An 18,139-nucleotide genomic window follows, 5' to 3' on the forward strand; every position below is an offset into this window, starting at 1 on the left:
TTTTATCATGGTGCGGGCAACAACCAGCTGTTCTCGAACAGTAAATTGAGATAATTCACCGAGTTTTAATTATAATTCAACGGACTTGAACCATAATCCACCGAACTTGCTCTATAATCCACCGACTTTTCACTATATACTCCCGAGCTGACAAAACTCGACAAACCGCAGCAGTGCATTTGCATTTTTAACTATAAAAAAGCACCCTCCAATGGAGAGTGCTTTTATTAAAGTAATAAGATTACTTAGTGATTGTTGCAACTACACCTGCACCAACTGTACGTCCACCTTCACGAATAGAGAACTTTGTTCCTTCTTCGATTGCGATTGGAGCGATTAGTTCGATAGTCATCTCAACGTTATCACCAGGCATTACCATTTCAACGCCTTCAGGAAGTTGGATGATACCAGTTACGTCAGTTGTACGGAAGTAGAACTGAGGACGGTAGTTAGAGAAGAATGGAGTGTGACGTCCACCCTCTTCTTTTGAAAGAACATAAACTTCTGATGTGAAGTTAGTGTGAGCTTTAACAGTACCTGGCTTAGCAAGAACTTGTCCACGCTCAACATCATCACGGGAAACCCCACGAAGAAGTGCACCAATGTTGTCACCAGCTTCAGCATAATCAAGAAGCTTACGGAACATTTCAACACCTGTTACAGTAGTTGATTTTGGCTCTTCAGTAAGACCAAGGATCTCAACTACGTCACCAACTTTAACTTGTCCACGCTCAACACGTCCAGTAGCAACTGTACCACGGCCAGTGATTGAGAATACATCCTCAACTGGCATCATGAATGGCTTATCAACGTCACGTGGAGGAGTTGGGATATAAGAGTCAACTGCATCCATTAATTCAAGAATTTTAGCTTCCCACTCAGCGTCTCCTTCAAGAGCTTTAAGAGCAGAACCTTTGATAACTGGAATGTCATCACCAGGGAAGTCATAATCAGAAAGAAGGTCACGAACTTCCATTTCTACTAGCTCAAGAAGTTCTTCGTCATCTACCATGTCACACTTGTTCATGAATACAACAAGGTAAGGTACACCTACTTGACGAGAAAGAAGGATGTGCTCACGAGTTTGTGGCATTGGGCCGTCAGCAGCAGATACTACTAGGATCCCACCATCCATTTGTGCTGCACCAGTGATCATGTTTTTAACATAGTCAGCATGTCCTGGGCAGTCTACGTGTGCATAGTGACGAGAATCAGTTTCATACTCAACGTGTGCAGTTGAGATTGTGATTCCACGTTCGCGCTCTTCTGGAGCACCATCGATTTGGTCATAAGCCATAGCGATACCTTTACCGTTTTTCTTTGCAAGAACAGTAGAGATAGCAGCTGTTAAAGTTGTTTTACCATGGTCAACGTGACCAATAGTACCAATATTAGCATGCGTTTTGGAACGATCAAATTTCTCTTTACCCATGAGAAAGATTCCTCCTTAAATATGGTTACATATAGTAGTTTTTTTATTTAAAACAGACAGTTCTTACTGCCTATTTTAGATTACATGAAAACTTGATTTCTTACAACCGGAGAGATTAAGCTCCAGATGCTTTTTTGATGATTTCTTCAGAGATTGACTTAGGTACTTCTTCGTAGTGATCGAAGTGCATTGAGTAAGTACCGCGTCCTTGAGTACGTGAACGCAAGCTAGTTGCGTATCCGAACATCTCAGAAAGTGGAACCATCGCTTTAACGATTTGTGCATTACCACGAGCTTCCATACCTTCAACACGTCCACGACGAGAAGTTACGTCACCCATGATGTCACCCATGTACTCTTCAGGAACCGTAACTTCAACTTTCATGATCGGCTCAAGAATTGCAGGGTCACACTTTGATTTTGCGTTTTTAAGAGCCATTGAACCGGCAATTTTAAACGCCATTTCGTTGGAGTCAACATCATGGTAAGATCCATCAACGATACGAGCTTTAAGGTCCAATAATGGGAACCCAGCAAGCATTCCGTTTTTCATTGATTCTTCAATACCAGATTGAACTGCAGGGATGTATTCACGAGGAACTGCCCCACCAACGATTTTGTTTTCAAATACGAATCCAGATCCTTCTTCACCTGGCTCGAATTCAATCCAAACGTGACCGTATTGTCCACGACCACCAGACTGACGAACGAATTTACCTTCAACTTTAGCAGCTTGGCGAATTGTTTCACGGTAAGCAACCTGAGGAGCACCCACGTTAGCTTCTACCTTAAATTCACGGCGCATACGGTCAACTAGGATATCAAGGTGAAGTTCACCCATACCTGCGATGATCGTTTGTCCAGTTTCTTCGTTTGTTTCAGTACGGAATGTTGGATCTTCTTCAGCAAGCTTAGCAAGCGCCATACCCATCTTGTCTTGGTCTGCTTTAGACTTAGGCTCGATAGATAGTGAGATAACTGGCTCTGGGAACACCATTGATTCTAAGATAACAAGGCTCTTCTCGTCACATAGTGTATCACCAGTTGTAGTGTCTTTAAGACCTACAGCAGCTGCGATATCTCCAGCGTATACGATAGAAATCTCTTCACGGGAGTTTGCGTGCATTTGAAGGATACGTCCAACACGCTCGCGCTTTCCTTTAGTTGAGTTCTGTACGTATGATCCTGAGTTTAATGTACCAGAGTAAACACGGAAGAATGTTAACTTACCAACATAAGGGTCAGTCATAACTTTAAATGCAAGTGCAGAGAATGGTGCTTCGTCACTTGATTCACGAGTTACTTCATCTTCTGAATCTGGAAGAGTACCTTTGATTGCAGGTACATCAACTGGCGATGGAAGGTAATCAAGAACAGCGTCTAGCATAAGCTGAACACCTTTGTTCTTAAATGCAGATCCACACATTACTGGGTAGAACTCAACATTACAAGTACCTTTACGGATACCTTCTTTAAGTTCTTCCTTCGTAATTTCTTCGCCCTCTAAGTACTTCATCATCATTTCTTCGTCAAGTTCAGCTACCGCTTCAATTAATTTACCACGGTATTCTTCAGCTAATGGCATGTGTTCTTCCGGGATGTCACGAACTTCGATATCAGTACCAAGGTCATTACTGTAGAATACTGCATTCATCTCAACTAAGTCGATGATTGCTTCGAATTGGTCTTCAGCACCGATCGGTAATTGGATCGGATGTGCGTTAGCACCAAGGCGGTCATGAATGGTTTTTACAGAATATAAGAAGTCTGCACCAATCTTGTCCATTTTGTTTACGAATACTACACGGGGAACTCCGTAAGTAGTCGCTTGACGCCATACTGTTTCTGTTTGTGGTTCAACACCTGATTGTGCATCAAGTAAAGCAACCGCTCCGTCTAATACACGTAATGAACGTTCTACTTCAACTGTAAAGTCTACGTGACCTGGTGTATCAATGATGTTGACACGGTGACCTTTCCATTGAGCAGTAGTTGCAGCGGAAGTAATTGTGATTCCGCGCTCTTGTTCCTGCTCCATCCAGTCCATTTGTGAAGCTCCTTCATGAGTTTCACCAATTTTGTGGATACGGCCAGTATAGTAAAGTACACGCTCAGTAGTCGTTGTTTTACCAGCATCGATGTGAGCCATGATACCGATATTACGAGTATTTTTTAAGGAGAATTCTCTAGCCATGAAATTCTCTCCTTCCTATTAAAAGGAATATTTATAGTTTTTAGAGACAGTCATAATAACTGTCCCTATTATTTTACCAGCGGTAGTGAGCAAACGCTTTGTTCGCTTCAGCCATTTTGTGCATATCTTCACGCTTCTTAACAGAAGCTCCTGTGTTGTTTGCAGCATCCATGATTTCATTCGCAAGACGTTCTTCCATTGTCTTTTCTCCGCGAAGTCGAGCATAGTTTGTTAACCAACGAAGTCCTAATGTAGAACGGCGCTCTGGGCGAACTTCTACAGGCACTTGATAGTTAGCACCACCAACACGGCGTGCACGTACTTCTAGAACTGGCATGATATTTTTAAGAGCTTGTTCAAACACTTCCATAGGATCTTGGTTTGTACGTTCTTTAACAAGGTCGAACGCATTGTACAAGATTGTTTGAGCTACCCCTCTCTTACCGTCAATCATAATTTTGTTGATTAGACGAGTAACAAGCTTAGACTTGTAAATTGGATCAGGTAACACATCACGACGAGTAACAGGTCCTTTACGTGGCATGTGGTCCCCTCCTTTCAGATCATTATTTTTTATTTATCATACGATATTATTTCTTAGCAGCTTTAGGACGCTTCGTTCCGTATTTAGAACGACCTTGCATACGGTTGTTTACACCAGCCGTATCAAGAGCACCACGAACGATGTGGTAACGTACCCCTGGTAAATCCTTTACACGTCCTCCACGGATAAGAACAACACTGTGCTCTTGAAGGTTGTGGCCGATACCAGGAATGTAAGCTGTAACTTCGATTCCGTTTGTTAAGCGAACACGCGCATATTTACGAAGCGCTGAGTTCGGCTTCTTAGGAGTCATAGTACCAACACGTGTACAAACTCCACGCTTTTGCGGAGAAGTAACGTTAGTTTGGGACTTTTTGAAGCTGTTATAACCTTTGTTCAAAGCAGGAGAGTCAGATTTCTTGATTTTAGAAACGCGACCTTTGCGAACTAGTTGGTTAATTGTAGGCATTTGTTTTCCTCCTCTCTTTTCATGTAATACCACCGACCCGGGCGGTTCATTTTGGGACAAAAGAAAGTTTTTGCGCATTTAGAGCGGTGCTGACTTGCTCCACGCGCAAAAACATATATATTATCCTTTTATCGCAACAGTTGCGGCTCCGACATCTATACCGCATGCTTTGCCAAGCTTTTTCATAGAATCAACCTTCACAATTGGAACTTGCTTTTCTTCAGCGATCTGCAATACTTTGCTCGTCACACGAAAATCGGCATCTTCCGCCACGACTAGTTCTTTGACTTCGCCGTTCTGTAAAGCTTTGATTGTTTGCTTAGTACCTACGATAATTTCAGAAGCCTGTGTCACTTTTTCATAAGACATACAAATATCCTCCAAAGTAACAATTCTTAGGAGCACATCCGTAATAATATCACCGATGGGCTCCCGATGTCAACATTTCATTTATTAATCTTGAGAAACAAGTTCTGTAGGCAATTCTGCCTCTTCATTGTTCTCTTCTTCTACTACCGGAGAATTAATTCCGATTTTTCTGTAGCGGTTCATTCCAGTACCAGCCGGGATCAGCTTACCGATAATAACGTTTTCCTTGAGTCCAAGCAATTCGTCACGCTTACCTTTAATGGCAGCATCAGTAAGAACTCTCGTTGTTTCCTGGAACGATGCAGCAGATAGGAACGATTCTGTTTCAAGAGATGCTTTCGTAATACCAAGAAGTACTGGACGGCCAGTTGCTGGTGTCCCGCCTTCAAGAAGCACACTGCGGTTAACATCCGTAAAGGCATGAATGTCCATAAGGGCTCCCGGAAGAACTTTAGAATCTCCAGAATCGATGATACGCACTTTACGAAGCATTTGGCGAACCATTACTTCAACGTGCTTATCTCCAATTTCTACCCCTTGCATACGGTAAACTTTCTGTACCTCACGCAATAGGTATTCTTGAACGCCTTCTGCACCGCGAACTTTAATAAGTTCTTTCGGGTCAATCGAACCTTCAGTCAATACTTGACCTGCAACTACTTTATCGCCTTCCACTACCTTAATACGGGCACCGAATGGGATTGTGTAAGATCTAGATTCGATTTCACCTTGTACAACCACTTCACGCTTATCTTTTGCATCGTTTACGCCGACAACCGTACCGACAAGCTCGGAAATAACAGCTTGACCTTTAGGATTACGGGCTTCAAACAATTCTTGGATACGCGGAAGACCTTGTGTGATATCATCACCGGCTACCCCACCTGTATGGAAGGTACGCATTGTAAGCTGTGTACCTGGTTCACCGATGGATTGAGCTGCGATAATACCAACTGCTTCTCCGACTTCAACATCAGATCCAGTTGCAAGGTTACGTCCATAACATTTTTTACAAACACCATGACGAGTATCACAAGTAAATACTGAACGAATCGTTACAGCTTTTACGCCGACTTCTTCAATGTAAGCAGCCATATCTTCTGTAACTAATTCGTTTACATCTACTAAAATTTCATTTGTTTCTGGGTGATAAACCTTTTTAAAGGCTACACGGCCGATTAGACGCTCATGCAGCGGTTCGATTACTTCGTTGCCTTCTTTAATAGCTGCAACTTCTAAGCCTCTATCCGTTCCACAATCATCTTCACGGACGATTACGTCTTGAGCTACGTCAACCAAACGACGAGTCAGGTAACCTGAGTCAGCTGTTTTAAGAGCTGTATCGGCAAGACCTTTACGCGCTCCGTGAGTAGAGATAAAGTACTCGAGTACTGTTAGACCTTCACGGAAACTTGATTTGATTGGAAGCTCGATAATTTTACCAGCCGGGTTGGCCATCAAACCACGCATACCAGCAAGCTGTGTAAAGTTAGATGCGTTACCACGGGCACCAGAGTCACTCATCATAAAGATCGGGTTACGCTTATCAAGTGTACCCATCAATTTATTTTGAATCACGTCTTTAGAAGCACTCCAAATATTGATAACACGCTCGTAACGCTCTTCTTCTGTGATTAGACCACGTCTGAATTGCTTTGTTACGTTTACTACTTTTTCTTCCGCTTCAGCAAGGATTTCCTGCTTTTCAGGTAATACTACGATATCGGAAACACCGATCGTTATACCCGCACGCGTAGAATATTTAAATCCTAATTCTTTCATGCGGTCAAGCATGATAGAGGTTTCGGTAATTTTAAAGCGCTTGAAGATCTCAGCGATAATCTTACCGAGAATACCTTTCTTGAAAGGAACAATCTCCTCGCATTTTGCGATTTCTTCTTTTACATCAGCAGCCGGGTCTAAGAAATATTTCTCAGGTGTTTCTACTTGAAGGTTCGAAGTAGTCGGCTCGTTAATGTATGGGAATGACGGCGGCAGGATTTCATTGAATAACAATTTACCTACTGTTGTCATAAGAAGTTTTGATTGCTGTTCTTCCGTAAAGGATTCTTTATTTAAAGTGGAAACAGGCACTGCAATTCTTGTATGCAAGTGAACGTATCCGTTTTCGTAAGCAATAATTGCTTCATTGATATCTTTAAACACAGAACCTTCACCAATAGCTCCTGCACGTTCTAAAGTCAGGTAATAGTTACCTAATACCATATCCTGTGAAGGTGTTACTACCGGCTTACCATCTTTAGGGTTCAAGATGTTTTGGGCAGCAAGCATAAGAATACGAGCTTCAGCTTGCGCTTCAGCTGATAAAGGTACGTGAACCGCCATTTGGTCACCGTCAAAGTCAGCGTTATAAGCTGTACATACGAGCGGGTGAAGACGGATAGCGCGACCTTCAACAAGTGTTGGTTCAAATGCTTGAATTCCAAGTCTGTGAAGTGTAGGTGCACGGTTTAGCAGAACTGGGTGCTCGCGAATAACTTCTTCAAGAACATCCCAAACTTCAGGCTGAACACGTTCTACTTTGCGTTTAGCACTCTTAATGTTATGTGCTAGTCCTTTTGATACGAGTTCTTTCATAACAAACGGCTTAAACAATTCAAGTGCCATTTCTTTAGGCAAACCACATTGGTACATCTTCAAGTTCGGTCCTACAACGATAACCGAACGGCCAGAGTAGTCAACACGTTTACCTAGCAAGTTTTGACGGAAACGCCCTTGTTTCCCTTTCAGCATATGTGAAAGAGATTTAAGCGGACGGTTTCCTGGTCCTGTCACCGGACGGCCACGGCGACCATTGTCGATTAAAGCATCGACCGCTTCTTGTAGCATACGTTTTTCATTTTGAACGATAATGTTAGGAGCACCAAGATCTAATAGACGCTTCAAACGGTTGTTACGGTTGATTACACGGCGGTATAGGTCATTCAAGTCAGAAGTGGCGAAACGTCCGCCATCCAGCTGAACCATCGGACGCAATTCCGGCGGGATAACCGGTAGCACTTCAAGAATCATCCAATCCGCTTTGTTGCCAGAGTGACGGAATGCTTCAAGTACTTCTAATCGTTTAATCGCGCGTGTACGACGCTGTCCTTGAGCCGTTTTCAGCTCTTCTTTTAGAGCTTCAACTTCTTTTTCAGCATCGATATCTTCTAAAAGACGCTTAATTGCTTCTGCACCCATTTGGGCAGAAAATCCTTTTCCATACTTTTCACGGTATGTGCGGAATTCTTTTTCAGAAAGCAGCTGTTTCTTTTCGAGCGGAGTATCACCTGTATCTGTAACAACGTAAGATGCAAAGTAGATAACTTCCTCTAGCGCTCTTGGAGACATATCCAAAACAAGACCCATACGGCTTGGAATTCCTTTGAAATACCAAATGTGGGAAACCGGAGCAGCAAGCTCGATGTGACCCATACGGTCACGTCGAACTTTTGCTCTTGTTACTTCTACACCACATCGGTCACAAACGACACCTTTATAACGGACGCGCTTATACTTTCCGCAATGACATTCCCAGTCTTTAGTAGGACCGAAAATTCTTTCGCAGAACAAGCCGTCTTTTTCAGGCTTAAGTGTACGGTAGTTGATTGTTTCAGGTTTCTTTACTTCCCCTCTTGACCACGACCGGATCTTATCCGGTGAAGCAAGACCAATTTTCATATATTCAAAATTATTTACATCTATCAAGGAGCGTACCTCCCTTTTGATATCCTGTTTTAGTCATGTGCAGTATAAGACTCAAGATTTAGATTTAATTTCTCGCTTGCCTGATCGTCTTCATCATCAAGCTCTCTCATTTCAATTTCCTTGTCGTCTCCAGAACAGATTTTAACGTCCATTCCTAGAGATTGAAGTTCTTTAATTAATACCTTAAACGATTCTGGAACACCTGGCTCAGGAACGTTTTCACCTTTAACAATGGCTTCGTACGTTTTCACACGGCCGACAACGTCATCCGACTTGACCGTAAGAATTTCCTGAAGTGTGTATGCAGCGCCATATGCTTCAAGCGCCCAAACTTCCATCTCCCCGAAACGCTGACCACCGAATTGTGCTTTACCACCAAGCGGCTGCTGTGTAACAAGTGAGTATGGTCCAGTAGAACGAGCATGCAGCTTATCGTCAACCATGTGAGCAAGTTTGATCATATACATGACACCAACTGAAACTCGGTTATCAAAAGCAGTACCTGAACGTCCATCATAAAGTACCGTTTTACCATCGCGAGCCATTCCGGCTTCTTCGATCGTTGACCATACATCTTCCTCACGCGCACCATCGAATACCGGTGTTGCAACGTGAATTCCAAGCTGACGTGCAGCCATTCCAAGATGAAGTTCCAATACCTGACCGATGTTCATACGGGAAGGTACCCCTAGCGGGTTTAACATGATGTCAACTGGTGTTCCATCTGGAAGATATGGCATATCTTCTTCTGGCATAATTTTAGAAATTACACCTTTATTACCGTGACGTCCTGCCATTTTATCCCCTTCGTGAATCTTACGCTTTTGCACGATATATGCACGAACGAGCTGGTTAACACCAGGAGGAAGTTCATCGCCGTCTTCACGGTTAAATACTTTTACATCCAATACAATACCATCGCCGCCGTGAGGTACTCGCAATGAAGTATCACGCACTTCACGTGCTTTTTCTCCGAAGATCGCATGCAATAGACGTTCTTCTGCAGTAAGCTCTGTAACACCCTTAGGAGTTACTTTACCTACTAAGATGTCGCCATCTTTAACTTCTGCACCAACGCGGATAATTCCACGCTCATCCAGATTGCGTAATGCATCCTCACCAACGTTAGGAATATCACGCGTGATTTCTTCCGGTCCAAGCTTCGTGTCACGTGCTTCTGACTCATACTCTTCAATATGAATAGAAGTGTACACATCGTCTTTTACAAGACGTTCGCTCATGATGACAGCATCCTCGTAGTTGTAACCTTCCCATGTCATGAATGCAACGAGAACGTTACGTCCTAGAGCAAGTTCACCTTTTTCCATTGAAGGTCCGTCTGCAAGGATTTCTCCTTTTGTTACACGGTCTCCAGCAGAAACAATCGGACGCTGGTTATAACACGTTCCTTGGTTGGAACGAATAAATTTAAGCATGTTGTAAGTGTCAAGGTCGCCAGAAACTTCCTTGCCATCTACTTCTTTAATACGGCGTACTTTTACTTGTTTTGCTGTTACACGCTCTACAATTCCTTCGTGCTTACAGATAACTGCAGCTCCGGAGTCTTTTGCGGAAACGTGTTCCATTCCTGTACCAACAATCGGTGATTCAGGAACAAGCAGAGGTACAGCCTGACGTTGCATGTTCGCTCCCATTAGGGCACGGTTGGAGTCATCGTTTTCCAAGAACGGGATACACGCTGTCGCAGCAGATACAACCTGTTTTGGAGATACATCCATATAATCGATGCGGTCACGTTTTACAACTGTGTTGTCTCCACGGAAACGAGCGATTACGTCTTCATTTAAGAATTCACCGTTCTCACCAAGCAGTGAGTTCGCCTGTGCAACTACATATAAATCTTCTTCATCGGCAGTCAAGTAATCAATTCGGCTTGTTACATTGCCTGTATCAGGATCAACGCGTCGGTATGGCGTTTCAATAAATCCATACTGATTCACTTTCGCAAAACTGGAAAGCGAGTTGATCAAACCGATGTTTGGACCCTCCGGTGTTTCGATCGGACACATACGCCCATAGTGGGAATAGTGAACGTCACGAACTTCAAAGCCAGCACGTTCACGTGTAAGACCACCTGGCCCTAGTGCGGAAAGACGGCGTTTGTGCGTCAATTCTGCAAGCGGGTTCGTTTGATCCATGAACTGTGAAAGCTGAGAGCTTCCGAAGAACTCTTTAATTGAAGCAATAACAGGACGGATATTAATTAATGCTTGCGGTGTAATCGCGTTCGTGTCTTGAATAGACATACGTTCGCGGACTACGCGTTCCATTCTGGAAAGTCCGATTCTGAATTGGTTTTGCAGAAGCTCACCAACAGAACGCAAACGACGGTTCCCAAGATGGTCAATATCATCTGTATTACCTACTTGATGCAGTAAGTTAAAGAAGTAGTTAATTGAAGCGATGATATCTGAAATCGTAATGTTTTTGATTTCTTTATCAACAAAACCATTACCGATAACATTAATCACTCTTTCGCCTTCTTGATCATCCGGCGCATAGATTTTAATAGATTGTAAGGAAATATCCTGATCTTCTGCTACTCCGCCTGCAGGAGTAACCGTTTTAAAACCTACACCGCTCTCAAGAGCAGGAATGATTTTGTCTAAAGTTCTGCGGTCCAGCAAAGTGCCTTCTTCTGCAATAACTTCACCAGTTTCAGCGTCCACTAAAGTTTCCGCTAACTTTTGGTTGAATAGACGATTCTTTATATGAAGCTTTTTATTGATTTTATAACGTCCAACGTTTGCTAAGTCATAGCGTTTCGGATCAAAGAAACGTGAATCTAATAAACTTTTTGCATTATCTACTGTTGGAGGCTCTCCCGGACGAAGACGTTCATAGATTTCGAGAAGGGCTTTTTCTGTACCTTCTGTATTATCCTTATCCAGCGTATTGCGCAGATACTCGTCTTCTCCAAGCAAATCAATGATTTCTTGATCAGACCCAAACCCTAAAGCACGAAGCAATACGGTAATCGGGATTTTCCTTGTGCGGTCGATACGCACATAAACTACGTCCTTGGCATCTGTTTCAAACTCAAGCCAAGCACCGCGGTTTGGAATGACAGTAGCGGTAAAACCTTTTTTACCGTTTTTGTCTATTTTCTCACTATAGTAAACACTTGGTGAACGAACGAGCTGTGATACAATAACACGCTCTGCCCCGTTGATCACAAAGGTTCCCGTATCTGTCATTAACGGGAAATCTCCCATAAATACTTCCTGCTCTTTTACTTCGCCCGTCTCTTTATTGATCAGACGCACTTTCACACGAAGCGGAGCAGCGTAAGTAACATCGCGCTCTTTTGATTCATCTACAGGATACTTCGGCTCACCTAGGTTATAATCAATAAACTCTAAAACGAGGTTGCCTGTAAAATCTTCAATCGGCGAAATGTCTCGGAACATTTCACGTAACCCCTCATCAAGAAACCATTGATAGGAAGCGGTTTGAATTTCAATTAAGTTTGGTAATTCAAGCACTTCGCTAATCCTTGCATAACTTCTTCGTTGGCGGTGGCGTCCAAACTGAACTAGTTGACCTGTCAACTGCTTCACCCCTCAAATCCAGCGTTTTTTTCGTGTTTTTTATTTCTTTCTAATATTCTAGTAAGAATATAAGAAAACAAAAAGAAAAAGGGTTTCATAAATTTAAAACCGCAGTTTTCCTATTTTGATAATGCTGATTATATAATTTTGTCCAACTTTTTCGCACTTTATACGTCTAAACATGAGTAAAAAACGTTGATTTATCAACGTTTTTTCGCTTACCACGAAAAATAAGCAGGAAAATGCGAATCCATTGGCATTTTATAATACTAACATACGGGATTTATCAAGTCAAACTTTTATTGCGCGTAAAATATAATACCCTTTTTTCTTCGCAACTGTTTCGACTTGCCCGAATAGCTCTTCAATTTTTTCAATGGCAGATGGTGCACCTTGCTTCTTTTGTATAACGACCCAAAGCTCACCGCCAGCCCGAAGTTTACCATGCGCTTCTTCAAAAATCTGATGAACAACTGCTTTTCCAGCACGTATTGGCGGATTCGTTATTACAGCAGCGAATTCACTGTCCTGCACTTCAGAAAAAAGATAGCTCTTTTTAATTTTCACATTATTGATTTTGTTTTGCTGAGCATTCCATTTCGATAACTCGACAGCCCGTTCATTAATGTCCACCATCTGAACGATACGATCAGGTTCTTCTTTCGCAAGCGTTAAACCGATCGGTCCGTAACCGCATCCGACATCAAGATAATCACCAGATACTTCCGGCGCATGAAAAGAATCTATTAAAACACGGCTCCCAAAATCAACTTCTTTTTTCGAAAAAACCCCGGCATCTGTTGTGAATCGAAACTTGTTGCCTTTTAATTCAAATTCCCAGGTTTCTCTCTTGCTTTGCGCACCTGGTGTTTCAGAATAATAATGATTTTTCATACCTTAGACTCTCCTTACCTTATGATAAAGACAGTATTCCCAGCTGTAAGAGCAAAACAAACAAAAAGGTCCGCCATCGGGCGAACCTTTCCAATTGAATTACTTAACTTCAACAGAAGCTCCAACTTCTTCAAGTTTAGCTTTGATTTCTTCAGCTTCTTCTTTAGCTACGCCTTCTTTAACTGGCTTTGGAGCACCGTCAACAAGTTCTTTCGCTTCTTTAAGTCCAAGACCTGTAAGTTCACGAACAACTTTGATAACTTTGATCTTTGAAGCTCCACCACTTGTAAGAATTACATCGAATTCAGTTTGTTCAGCAGCAGCGTCTCCACCAGCAGCTCCACCAGCAGCAGCTACAGGAGCAGCAGCAGTAACACCAAACTCTTCTTCGATTGCTTTAACTAGGTCGTTAAGCTCTAAAACAGTCATTGTTTTTAGGCTTTCAATGATTTGTTCTTTAGACATTATAATTTCCTCCTTAAGGAATGTAAGTTATTGGTTGAAGATAAAGCTTATGCGCCTTGCTCTTCTTTTTGTTCAGCAACAGCCTTAGTAGCCAATGCAAAGTTGCGGATAGGTGCTTGAAGCACGCTGAGTACCATAGAAAGAAGACCTTCTCTTGAAGGAAGTTCAGCAAGAGCTTTCACTTCTTCTTTAGAAGCAATACGTCCTTCGATTACACCAGCTTTGATTTCAAGCGCTTCGTTCTTCTTAGCAAAGTCGTTAAGGATTTTTGCAGGAGCTACTACATCGTCATTTGAGAATGCGATCGCTGTAGGTCCAGTTAAGTGCTCTGATAATTCGTTTAGGTTATTCGCTTCGGCAGCGCGAGATACCATTGAGTTTTTGTAAACTTTGAACTCAATGCCAGCGTCACGCAATTGCTTACGAAGTTCAGTAACCTGTGCAACAGTAAGACCACGGTAATCAACAACAATTGTTGATTGGCTCTGTTGTAATTTCTCAGAGATCGTAGATACTAACTGCTTTTTTGTTTCTAAAATGCTGCTCATTATTACACCTCCTGTAAAATGATTGCATCACCGCAGGTTTTGTTCATAAACAAAGCCCCCATCGTCATAGACAATGGAGGCGTGAGTATCTAAAAGTCATAAGTAACATACTAATGAGCTTATCGATGCTTCACCTCGGCAGGAAGTTTAAGCCTGTTGGCTCCTGCTGTCTACGGTATTCATCCGATGCATTTGTGTTTAACAGTATATAATATAACGGGACAAATCCCGTTTGTCAACTATCTTTTTACAGAGAATGAAGATGGATTAACTTTGATCCCAGGTCCCATAGTAGAAGAAATAGCTACATTCTTCATGTAAGTTCCTTTTGCAGCAGCAGGTTTAACTTTTAACAATGTTTCGATGATTGTTGAAAGGTTTTCTGCAAGCTTCTCAGCTTCGAAAGATACTTTACCGATTGGAACGTGAACGTTACCTGTTTTATCAACACGGTATTCTACTTTACCAGCTTTGATTTCGTTAATCGCTCTTTCTACTTCAAATGTAACTGTTCCTGTTTTAGGGTTAGGCATTAAACCTTTAGGTCCTAATACACGTCCAAGTTTACCAACTTCAGCCATCATGTCTGGAGTTGCAACGATTACGTCGAACTCAAACCAGCCTTGTTGGATTTTGTTGATGTAGTCAGAATCTCCAACGTGATCTGCTCCAGCAGCTTCTGCTTCTTTTGCTTTTTCGCCTTTAGCGAAAACTAATACACGTTGAGTTTTACCAGTTCCGTTTGGAAGCACTACTGCTCCACGAACTTGCTGGTCAGCTTTCTTAGTGTCTACACCAAGACGAACTGCTACTTCTACAGACTCATCGAACTTTGCAGGTGCAGCTTTTTTAACTAGCTCAATTGCTTCTGCAAGCTCATATGCTTTTGTGCGGTCTACTAATTTAGCCGCTTCTTGGTACTTTTTACCTTTGTTTGCCATTGTAAATGTCCTCCTTATGTGGTTTAGCGGATATTCCTCCCACTTATTGCACTTTCTCAAGTGCAATCAAACGCTTTGCATGAATAAAGGTTGCGAACCGATGTACGGCAGGATTTTATCCATTTACTCGCAACCTAATATACATCAGGCATGGAATTAGTCTTCGATAACAATTCCCATGCTGCGCGCTGTACCTTCAACCATACGCATAGCAGATTCAACGCTAGCAGCGTTTAGATCTGGCATTTTTGTTTCTGCAATTTCGCGAACTTTATCACGTTTTACAGTCGCAACTTTCTTCTTGTTCGGCTCACCTGAACCTGACTCGATTCCCGCAGCTTTCTTTAAAAGAACAGCAGCCGGAGGAGTTTTAGTGATGAATGTAAATGAACGGTCTTCGAAAACCGTGATTTCTACCGGAATGATTAAACCAGCTTGATCAGCAGTACGAGCGTTGAATTCTTTACAGAATCCCATGATGTTTACCCCAGCTTGTCCTAGTGCAGGTCCAACTGGCGGTGCCGGGTTTGCTTTACCAGCAGGGATTTGCAATTTCACCATTTTAATAACCTTTTTAGCCACGCGACACACCTCCTTAAGTCCGTGATGTGGTATTAGGGCCGAAACCCTCCCACTCATAAATTACGCTTCCCCCGCTAAACGAGAAGAAGCAGATGTTTAGAAATATCAAACATAAAAAATTCTATCACTTTTTTAAAGTGATTACAAGTGTTTTTCCATTATAACTTGCTAACTTGAGTAAACTCTAACTCTACAGGTGTTTCACGGCCAAACATGTTGACGTGAACTTTCAGCTTGCGTTTTGTAGCGTCGATCTCTTCAATCGTTCCTACAAAGTCTGCAAACGGACCTTCTTTTACCTTTACAGATTCCTTGATTTCGAAATCAACTTCAACGCGAGGAGCTTCCATGCCCATACCTTTAAGAATGTGATCAACCTCATCAGGTAAAAGTGCCGTTGGTTTAGAACCAGCACCAGCAGAACCGACAAACCCTGTTACTCCTGGAGTATTTCGGACAACGTACCATGAATCATCTGTCATGATCATTTCCGTAAGAACGTAACCAGGGAATACTTTTTTCATGCTTGTTTTGGTTTTGCCGTTCTTTGTCTCGGTTTCTTCTTCCACAGGTACAAGCACACGGAAAATCTTATCTGACATGCCCATAGATTCTACACGTTTTTCCAAGTTTGTTTTTACTTTATTTTCATATCCTGAATAGGTATGAACTACGTACCAATTTTTTTCCATACGACGGGACCCGTGTCCTTTCCCTCCTAAAATGGATAATACTCTAGCATTCTATCCAAAAGAAGCTATATCTAATCTACTTTAAAACCAATTCAACTAATTGCGAAATCCCTAGATCCACAATCCAGAAGAATACTGCCATTACCAATACAGTCGCCAAAACAACTCCCGTATAACGGAATAGTTCTTTTCGTTTTGGCCAGCTAACTCGCTTCATCTCTTTATTTACATCAGACAGAAATTTAGCTGGTGACTTTTTTGTCTTTTCTGCAACGTCCGCCATCTTAATAAACCCCCATGCCTCTAATTCATTAAAACATTTATAAAAAAGCTTTTATTGCTTACTTGGTTTCTTGGTGAATGGTATGAGCATTGCAATAACTGCAAAACTTTTTAACCTCAACTCGTTCTGGATTGTTTTGCTGGTTCTTCATCGTTGTATAGTTCCGTTTAGAGCATTGTTTACAGGCTAAAAATACTTTTTTTCTCATGCTAAATAAACACCTTTCGCGAGACAAACCCAATCATCCACGTTACAATGTTACTTTTAAAACCTTAACATAGGGGTAGAAGCTTGTCAATAAAGGGAAAAAGCCTCAAAACGGATTAGAAAATGTATCATCCGCTACTTTTGAATCAGGTTTATGTGATCTTTCGTGATTTTCATATTTTGTAAAATGATTCACGGCAGTATCTTAGTGGAAAACAACCGAATAAAAATGAACGAATTATAAAAACAGCGATTTGGAGTAATTCCATTGGGGAAATGGGCGCAGCAGGTAAATCTAAGGACTCTTAGAAACAGTCTGAGGAGCAATTCATACCCTTAGATCTATTAATCCAACGAAAAATTAATATATTCTCACGGATTTTTTAGATAATCCAACGGAAATGGACCATAATTCAACGGAAATGAACAATATATCGACGAGTCTACACCACTCGAGGGAAATCTACATCAAACTATATAAGGTAATACATAAAAAAAATCAGGAGAAAATCGTTTTCTCCTGATTGTAAACACTTTCATCTTTTAGTAAAAAAATTAGGAAGTTATTTCCCTTAATTCTAAATACCGCTCTAATTTTCGTTTGACTCGCTGCAGCGCGTTATCGATTGATTTTACATGCCGATCGAGATCAACTGAAATTTCCTGATATGACCTTCCATCGAGATACAGCATGAGTACTTTTCGTTCCAAGTCGCTCAAGATTTCTCCCATTTTTACTTCAATATCATCAAACTCTTCTTGATTGATAATCAGTTCTTCTGGATCTGTAACCTTAGTGCCGCATATGACATCCATAAGTGTCCGGTCTGATTCTTCATCATAAATAGGCTTGTCCAAAGACACATAAGAATTGAGCGGAATATGCTTTTGTCTTGTAGCCGTTTTAATAGCGGTAATCATTTGCCTTGTGATGCACAATTCGGCAAAAGCTTTAAAGGATGACAGCTTGTCCTCTTTAAAATCGCGAATCGCTTTATACAGCCCGATCATACCTTCTTGAATGATATCTTCTCGGTCAGCACCGATCAGAAAATATGACCTTGCTTTAGCACGAACAAAATTCTTGTACTTGTTAATCAAATACTCCAATGCTGCGCTGTCTCCCTCATGAACCAGTTCCACAAGGCTTTCATCTTCCATTAGCTCGTAATCGATTACTGATAGTTCCTTGAGATCTATGTTCACGACAATCCCCCCGACCAGGTTTTTACCGGCAAA

At 41.8% G+C, this 18,139-nt stretch carries 16 protein-coding genes and 1 other annotated feature; all 16 genes read right to left on the bottom strand.

Features of this window, described 5'->3' with window-relative positions; all coding sequences use genetic code 11:
* Positions 1-241: 241 nt before the first annotated feature.
* The 16 genes from tuf to sigH all read right to left on the bottom strand — a co-directional run bounded on the left by tuf (position 242) and on the right by sigH (position 18,106).
* Complete coding sequence (gene tuf, locus J2X07_RS18680) at positions 242-1,432, bottom strand: elongation factor Tu (RefSeq protein ID WP_310262330.1); 1,191 nt, start codon at positions 1,430-1,432, stop codon at positions 242-244.
* A 115-nt stretch (positions 1,433-1,547) separates the two neighbouring features.
* Positions 1,548-3,626 (bottom strand): elongation factor G, encoded by a 2,079-nt coding sequence (fusA, locus tag J2X07_RS18685; RefSeq protein WP_310262333.1) that lies wholly within the window; start codon positions 3,624-3,626, stop codon positions 1,548-1,550.
* Between the two features lie 73 nt (positions 3,627-3,699).
* The gene (rpsG, locus tag J2X07_RS18690; protein ID WP_310262335.1) at positions 3,700-4,170 is read right to left on the bottom strand and encodes a 30S ribosomal protein S7; all 471 of its coding nucleotides are present in this window, start codon (positions 4,168-4,170) and stop codon (positions 3,700-3,702) included.
* Between the two features lie 46 nt (positions 4,171-4,216).
* Positions 4,217-4,639 (bottom strand): 30S ribosomal protein S12, encoded by a 423-nt coding sequence (gene rpsL / locus J2X07_RS18695; RefSeq protein WP_310262339.1) that lies wholly within the window; start codon positions 4,637-4,639, stop codon positions 4,217-4,219.
* A gap of 120 nt (positions 4,640-4,759) precedes the next feature.
* Positions 4,760-5,008, bottom strand: coding sequence for a 50S ribosomal protein L7ae-like protein (locus J2X07_RS18700; protein ID WP_077365502.1), 249 nt, complete (start codon positions 5,006-5,008; stop codon positions 4,760-4,762).
* Between the two features lie 84 nt (positions 5,009-5,092).
* Positions 5,093-8,716, bottom strand: coding sequence for a DNA-directed RNA polymerase subunit beta' (gene rpoC / locus J2X07_RS18705; protein WP_310262344.1), 3,624 nt, complete (start codon positions 8,714-8,716; stop codon positions 5,093-5,095).
* A gap of 29 nt (positions 8,717-8,745) precedes the next feature.
* A complete protein-coding gene (gene rpoB / locus J2X07_RS18710; protein ID WP_310262347.1) occupies positions 8,746-12,288 on the bottom strand; it encodes a DNA-directed RNA polymerase subunit beta in 3,543 nt (1,180 codons plus the stop codon).
* A gap of 291 nt (positions 12,289-12,579) precedes the next feature.
* The gene (locus J2X07_RS18715; protein ID WP_310262350.1) at positions 12,580-13,182 is read right to left on the bottom strand and encodes a class I SAM-dependent methyltransferase; all 603 of its coding nucleotides are present in this window, start codon (positions 13,180-13,182) and stop codon (positions 12,580-12,582) included.
* 99 nt (positions 13,183-13,281) lie between these two features.
* Complete coding sequence (gene rplL / locus J2X07_RS18720) at positions 13,282-13,647, bottom strand: 50S ribosomal protein L7/L12 (protein WP_310262352.1); 366 nt, start codon at positions 13,645-13,647, stop codon at positions 13,282-13,284.
* A 47-nt stretch (positions 13,648-13,694) separates the two neighbouring features.
* Positions 13,695-14,195, bottom strand: coding sequence for a 50S ribosomal protein L10 (rplJ, locus tag J2X07_RS18725; RefSeq protein ID WP_310262355.1), 501 nt, complete (start codon positions 14,193-14,195; stop codon positions 13,695-13,697).
* Between the two features lie 39 nt (positions 14,196-14,234).
* Positions 14,235-14,389, bottom strand: a sequence feature (ribosomal protein L10 leader region).
* 45 nt (positions 14,390-14,434) lie between these two features.
* Complete coding sequence (gene rplA / locus J2X07_RS18730) at positions 14,435-15,136, bottom strand: 50S ribosomal protein L1 (RefSeq protein WP_310262358.1); 702 nt, start codon at positions 15,134-15,136, stop codon at positions 14,435-14,437.
* A 156-nt stretch (positions 15,137-15,292) separates the two neighbouring features.
* Positions 15,293-15,718 (bottom strand): 50S ribosomal protein L11, encoded by a 426-nt coding sequence (gene rplK / locus J2X07_RS18735; protein WP_310262361.1) that lies wholly within the window; start codon positions 15,716-15,718, stop codon positions 15,293-15,295.
* A gap of 158 nt (positions 15,719-15,876) precedes the next feature.
* The gene (nusG, locus tag J2X07_RS18740) at positions 15,877-16,410 is read right to left on the bottom strand and encodes a transcription termination/antitermination protein NusG (RefSeq protein ID WP_310262364.1); all 534 of its coding nucleotides are present in this window, start codon (positions 16,408-16,410) and stop codon (positions 15,877-15,879) included.
* Positions 16,411-16,486: 76 nt separating this feature from the next.
* Entirely contained in the window at positions 16,487-16,693 is a 207-nt protein-coding gene (gene secE, locus J2X07_RS18745) for a preprotein translocase subunit SecE (protein ID WP_310262367.1), read from the bottom strand.
* A 58-nt stretch (positions 16,694-16,751) separates the two neighbouring features.
* The gene (rpmG, locus tag J2X07_RS18750; RefSeq protein ID WP_077365486.1) at positions 16,752-16,901 is read right to left on the bottom strand and encodes a 50S ribosomal protein L33; all 150 of its coding nucleotides are present in this window, start codon (positions 16,899-16,901) and stop codon (positions 16,752-16,754) included.
* 554 nt (positions 16,902-17,455) lie between these two features.
* Positions 17,456-18,106, bottom strand: coding sequence for an RNA polymerase sporulation sigma factor SigH (gene sigH, locus J2X07_RS18755; RefSeq protein WP_310262372.1), 651 nt, complete (start codon positions 18,104-18,106; stop codon positions 17,456-17,458).
* Positions 18,107-18,139: the final 33 nt, after the last annotated feature.

Origin of the sequence: Fictibacillus barbaricus, from assembly GCF_031457135.1 — a bacterium.
Taxonomy (GTDB): domain Bacteria; phylum Bacillota; class Bacilli; order Bacillales; family Fictibacillaceae; genus Fictibacillus; species Fictibacillus barbaricus_A.

Excerpts from the sequence above, each read along its gene's own strand:
- tuf (WP_310262330.1), bottom strand. The coding sequence starts at position 1,432 with ATGGGTAAAGAGAAATTTGATCGTTCCAAAACGCATGCTAATATTGGT.
- fusA (WP_310262333.1), bottom strand. The coding sequence starts at position 3,626 with ATGGCTAGAGAATTCTCCTTAAAAAATACTCGTAATATCGGTATCATG.
- rpsG (WP_310262335.1), bottom strand. The coding sequence starts at position 4,170 with ATGCCACGTAAAGGACCTGTTACTCGTCGTGATGTGTTACCTGATCCA.
- rpsL (WP_310262339.1), bottom strand. The coding sequence starts at position 4,639 with ATGCCTACAATTAACCAACTAGTTCGCAAAGGTCGCGTTTCTAAAATC.
- J2X07_RS18700 (WP_077365502.1), bottom strand. The coding sequence starts at position 5,008 with ATGTCTTATGAAAAAGTGACACAGGCTTCTGAAATTATCGTAGGTACT.
- J2X07_RS18715 (WP_310262350.1), bottom strand. The coding sequence starts at position 13,182 with ATGAAAAATCATTATTATTCTGAAACACCAGGTGCGCAAAGCAAGAGA.
- rplL (WP_310262352.1), bottom strand. The coding sequence starts at position 13,647 with ATGTCTAAAGAACAAATCATTGAAAGCCTAAAAACAATGACTGTTTTA.
- rplJ (WP_310262355.1), bottom strand. The coding sequence starts at position 14,195 with ATGAGCAGCATTTTAGAAACAAAAAAGCAGTTAGTATCTACGATCTCT.
- rplA (WP_310262358.1), bottom strand. The coding sequence starts at position 15,136 with ATGGCAAACAAAGGTAAAAAGTACCAAGAAGCGGCTAAATTAGTAGAC.
- nusG (WP_310262364.1), bottom strand. The coding sequence starts at position 16,410 with ATGGAAAAAAATTGGTACGTAGTTCATACCTATTCAGGATATGAAAAT.
- secE (WP_310262367.1), bottom strand. The coding sequence starts at position 16,693 with ATGGCGGACGTTGCAGAAAAGACAAAAAAGTCACCAGCTAAATTTCTG.
- rpmG (WP_077365486.1), bottom strand. The coding sequence starts at position 16,901 with ATGAGAAAAAAAGTATTTTTAGCCTGTAAACAATGCTCTAAACGGAAC.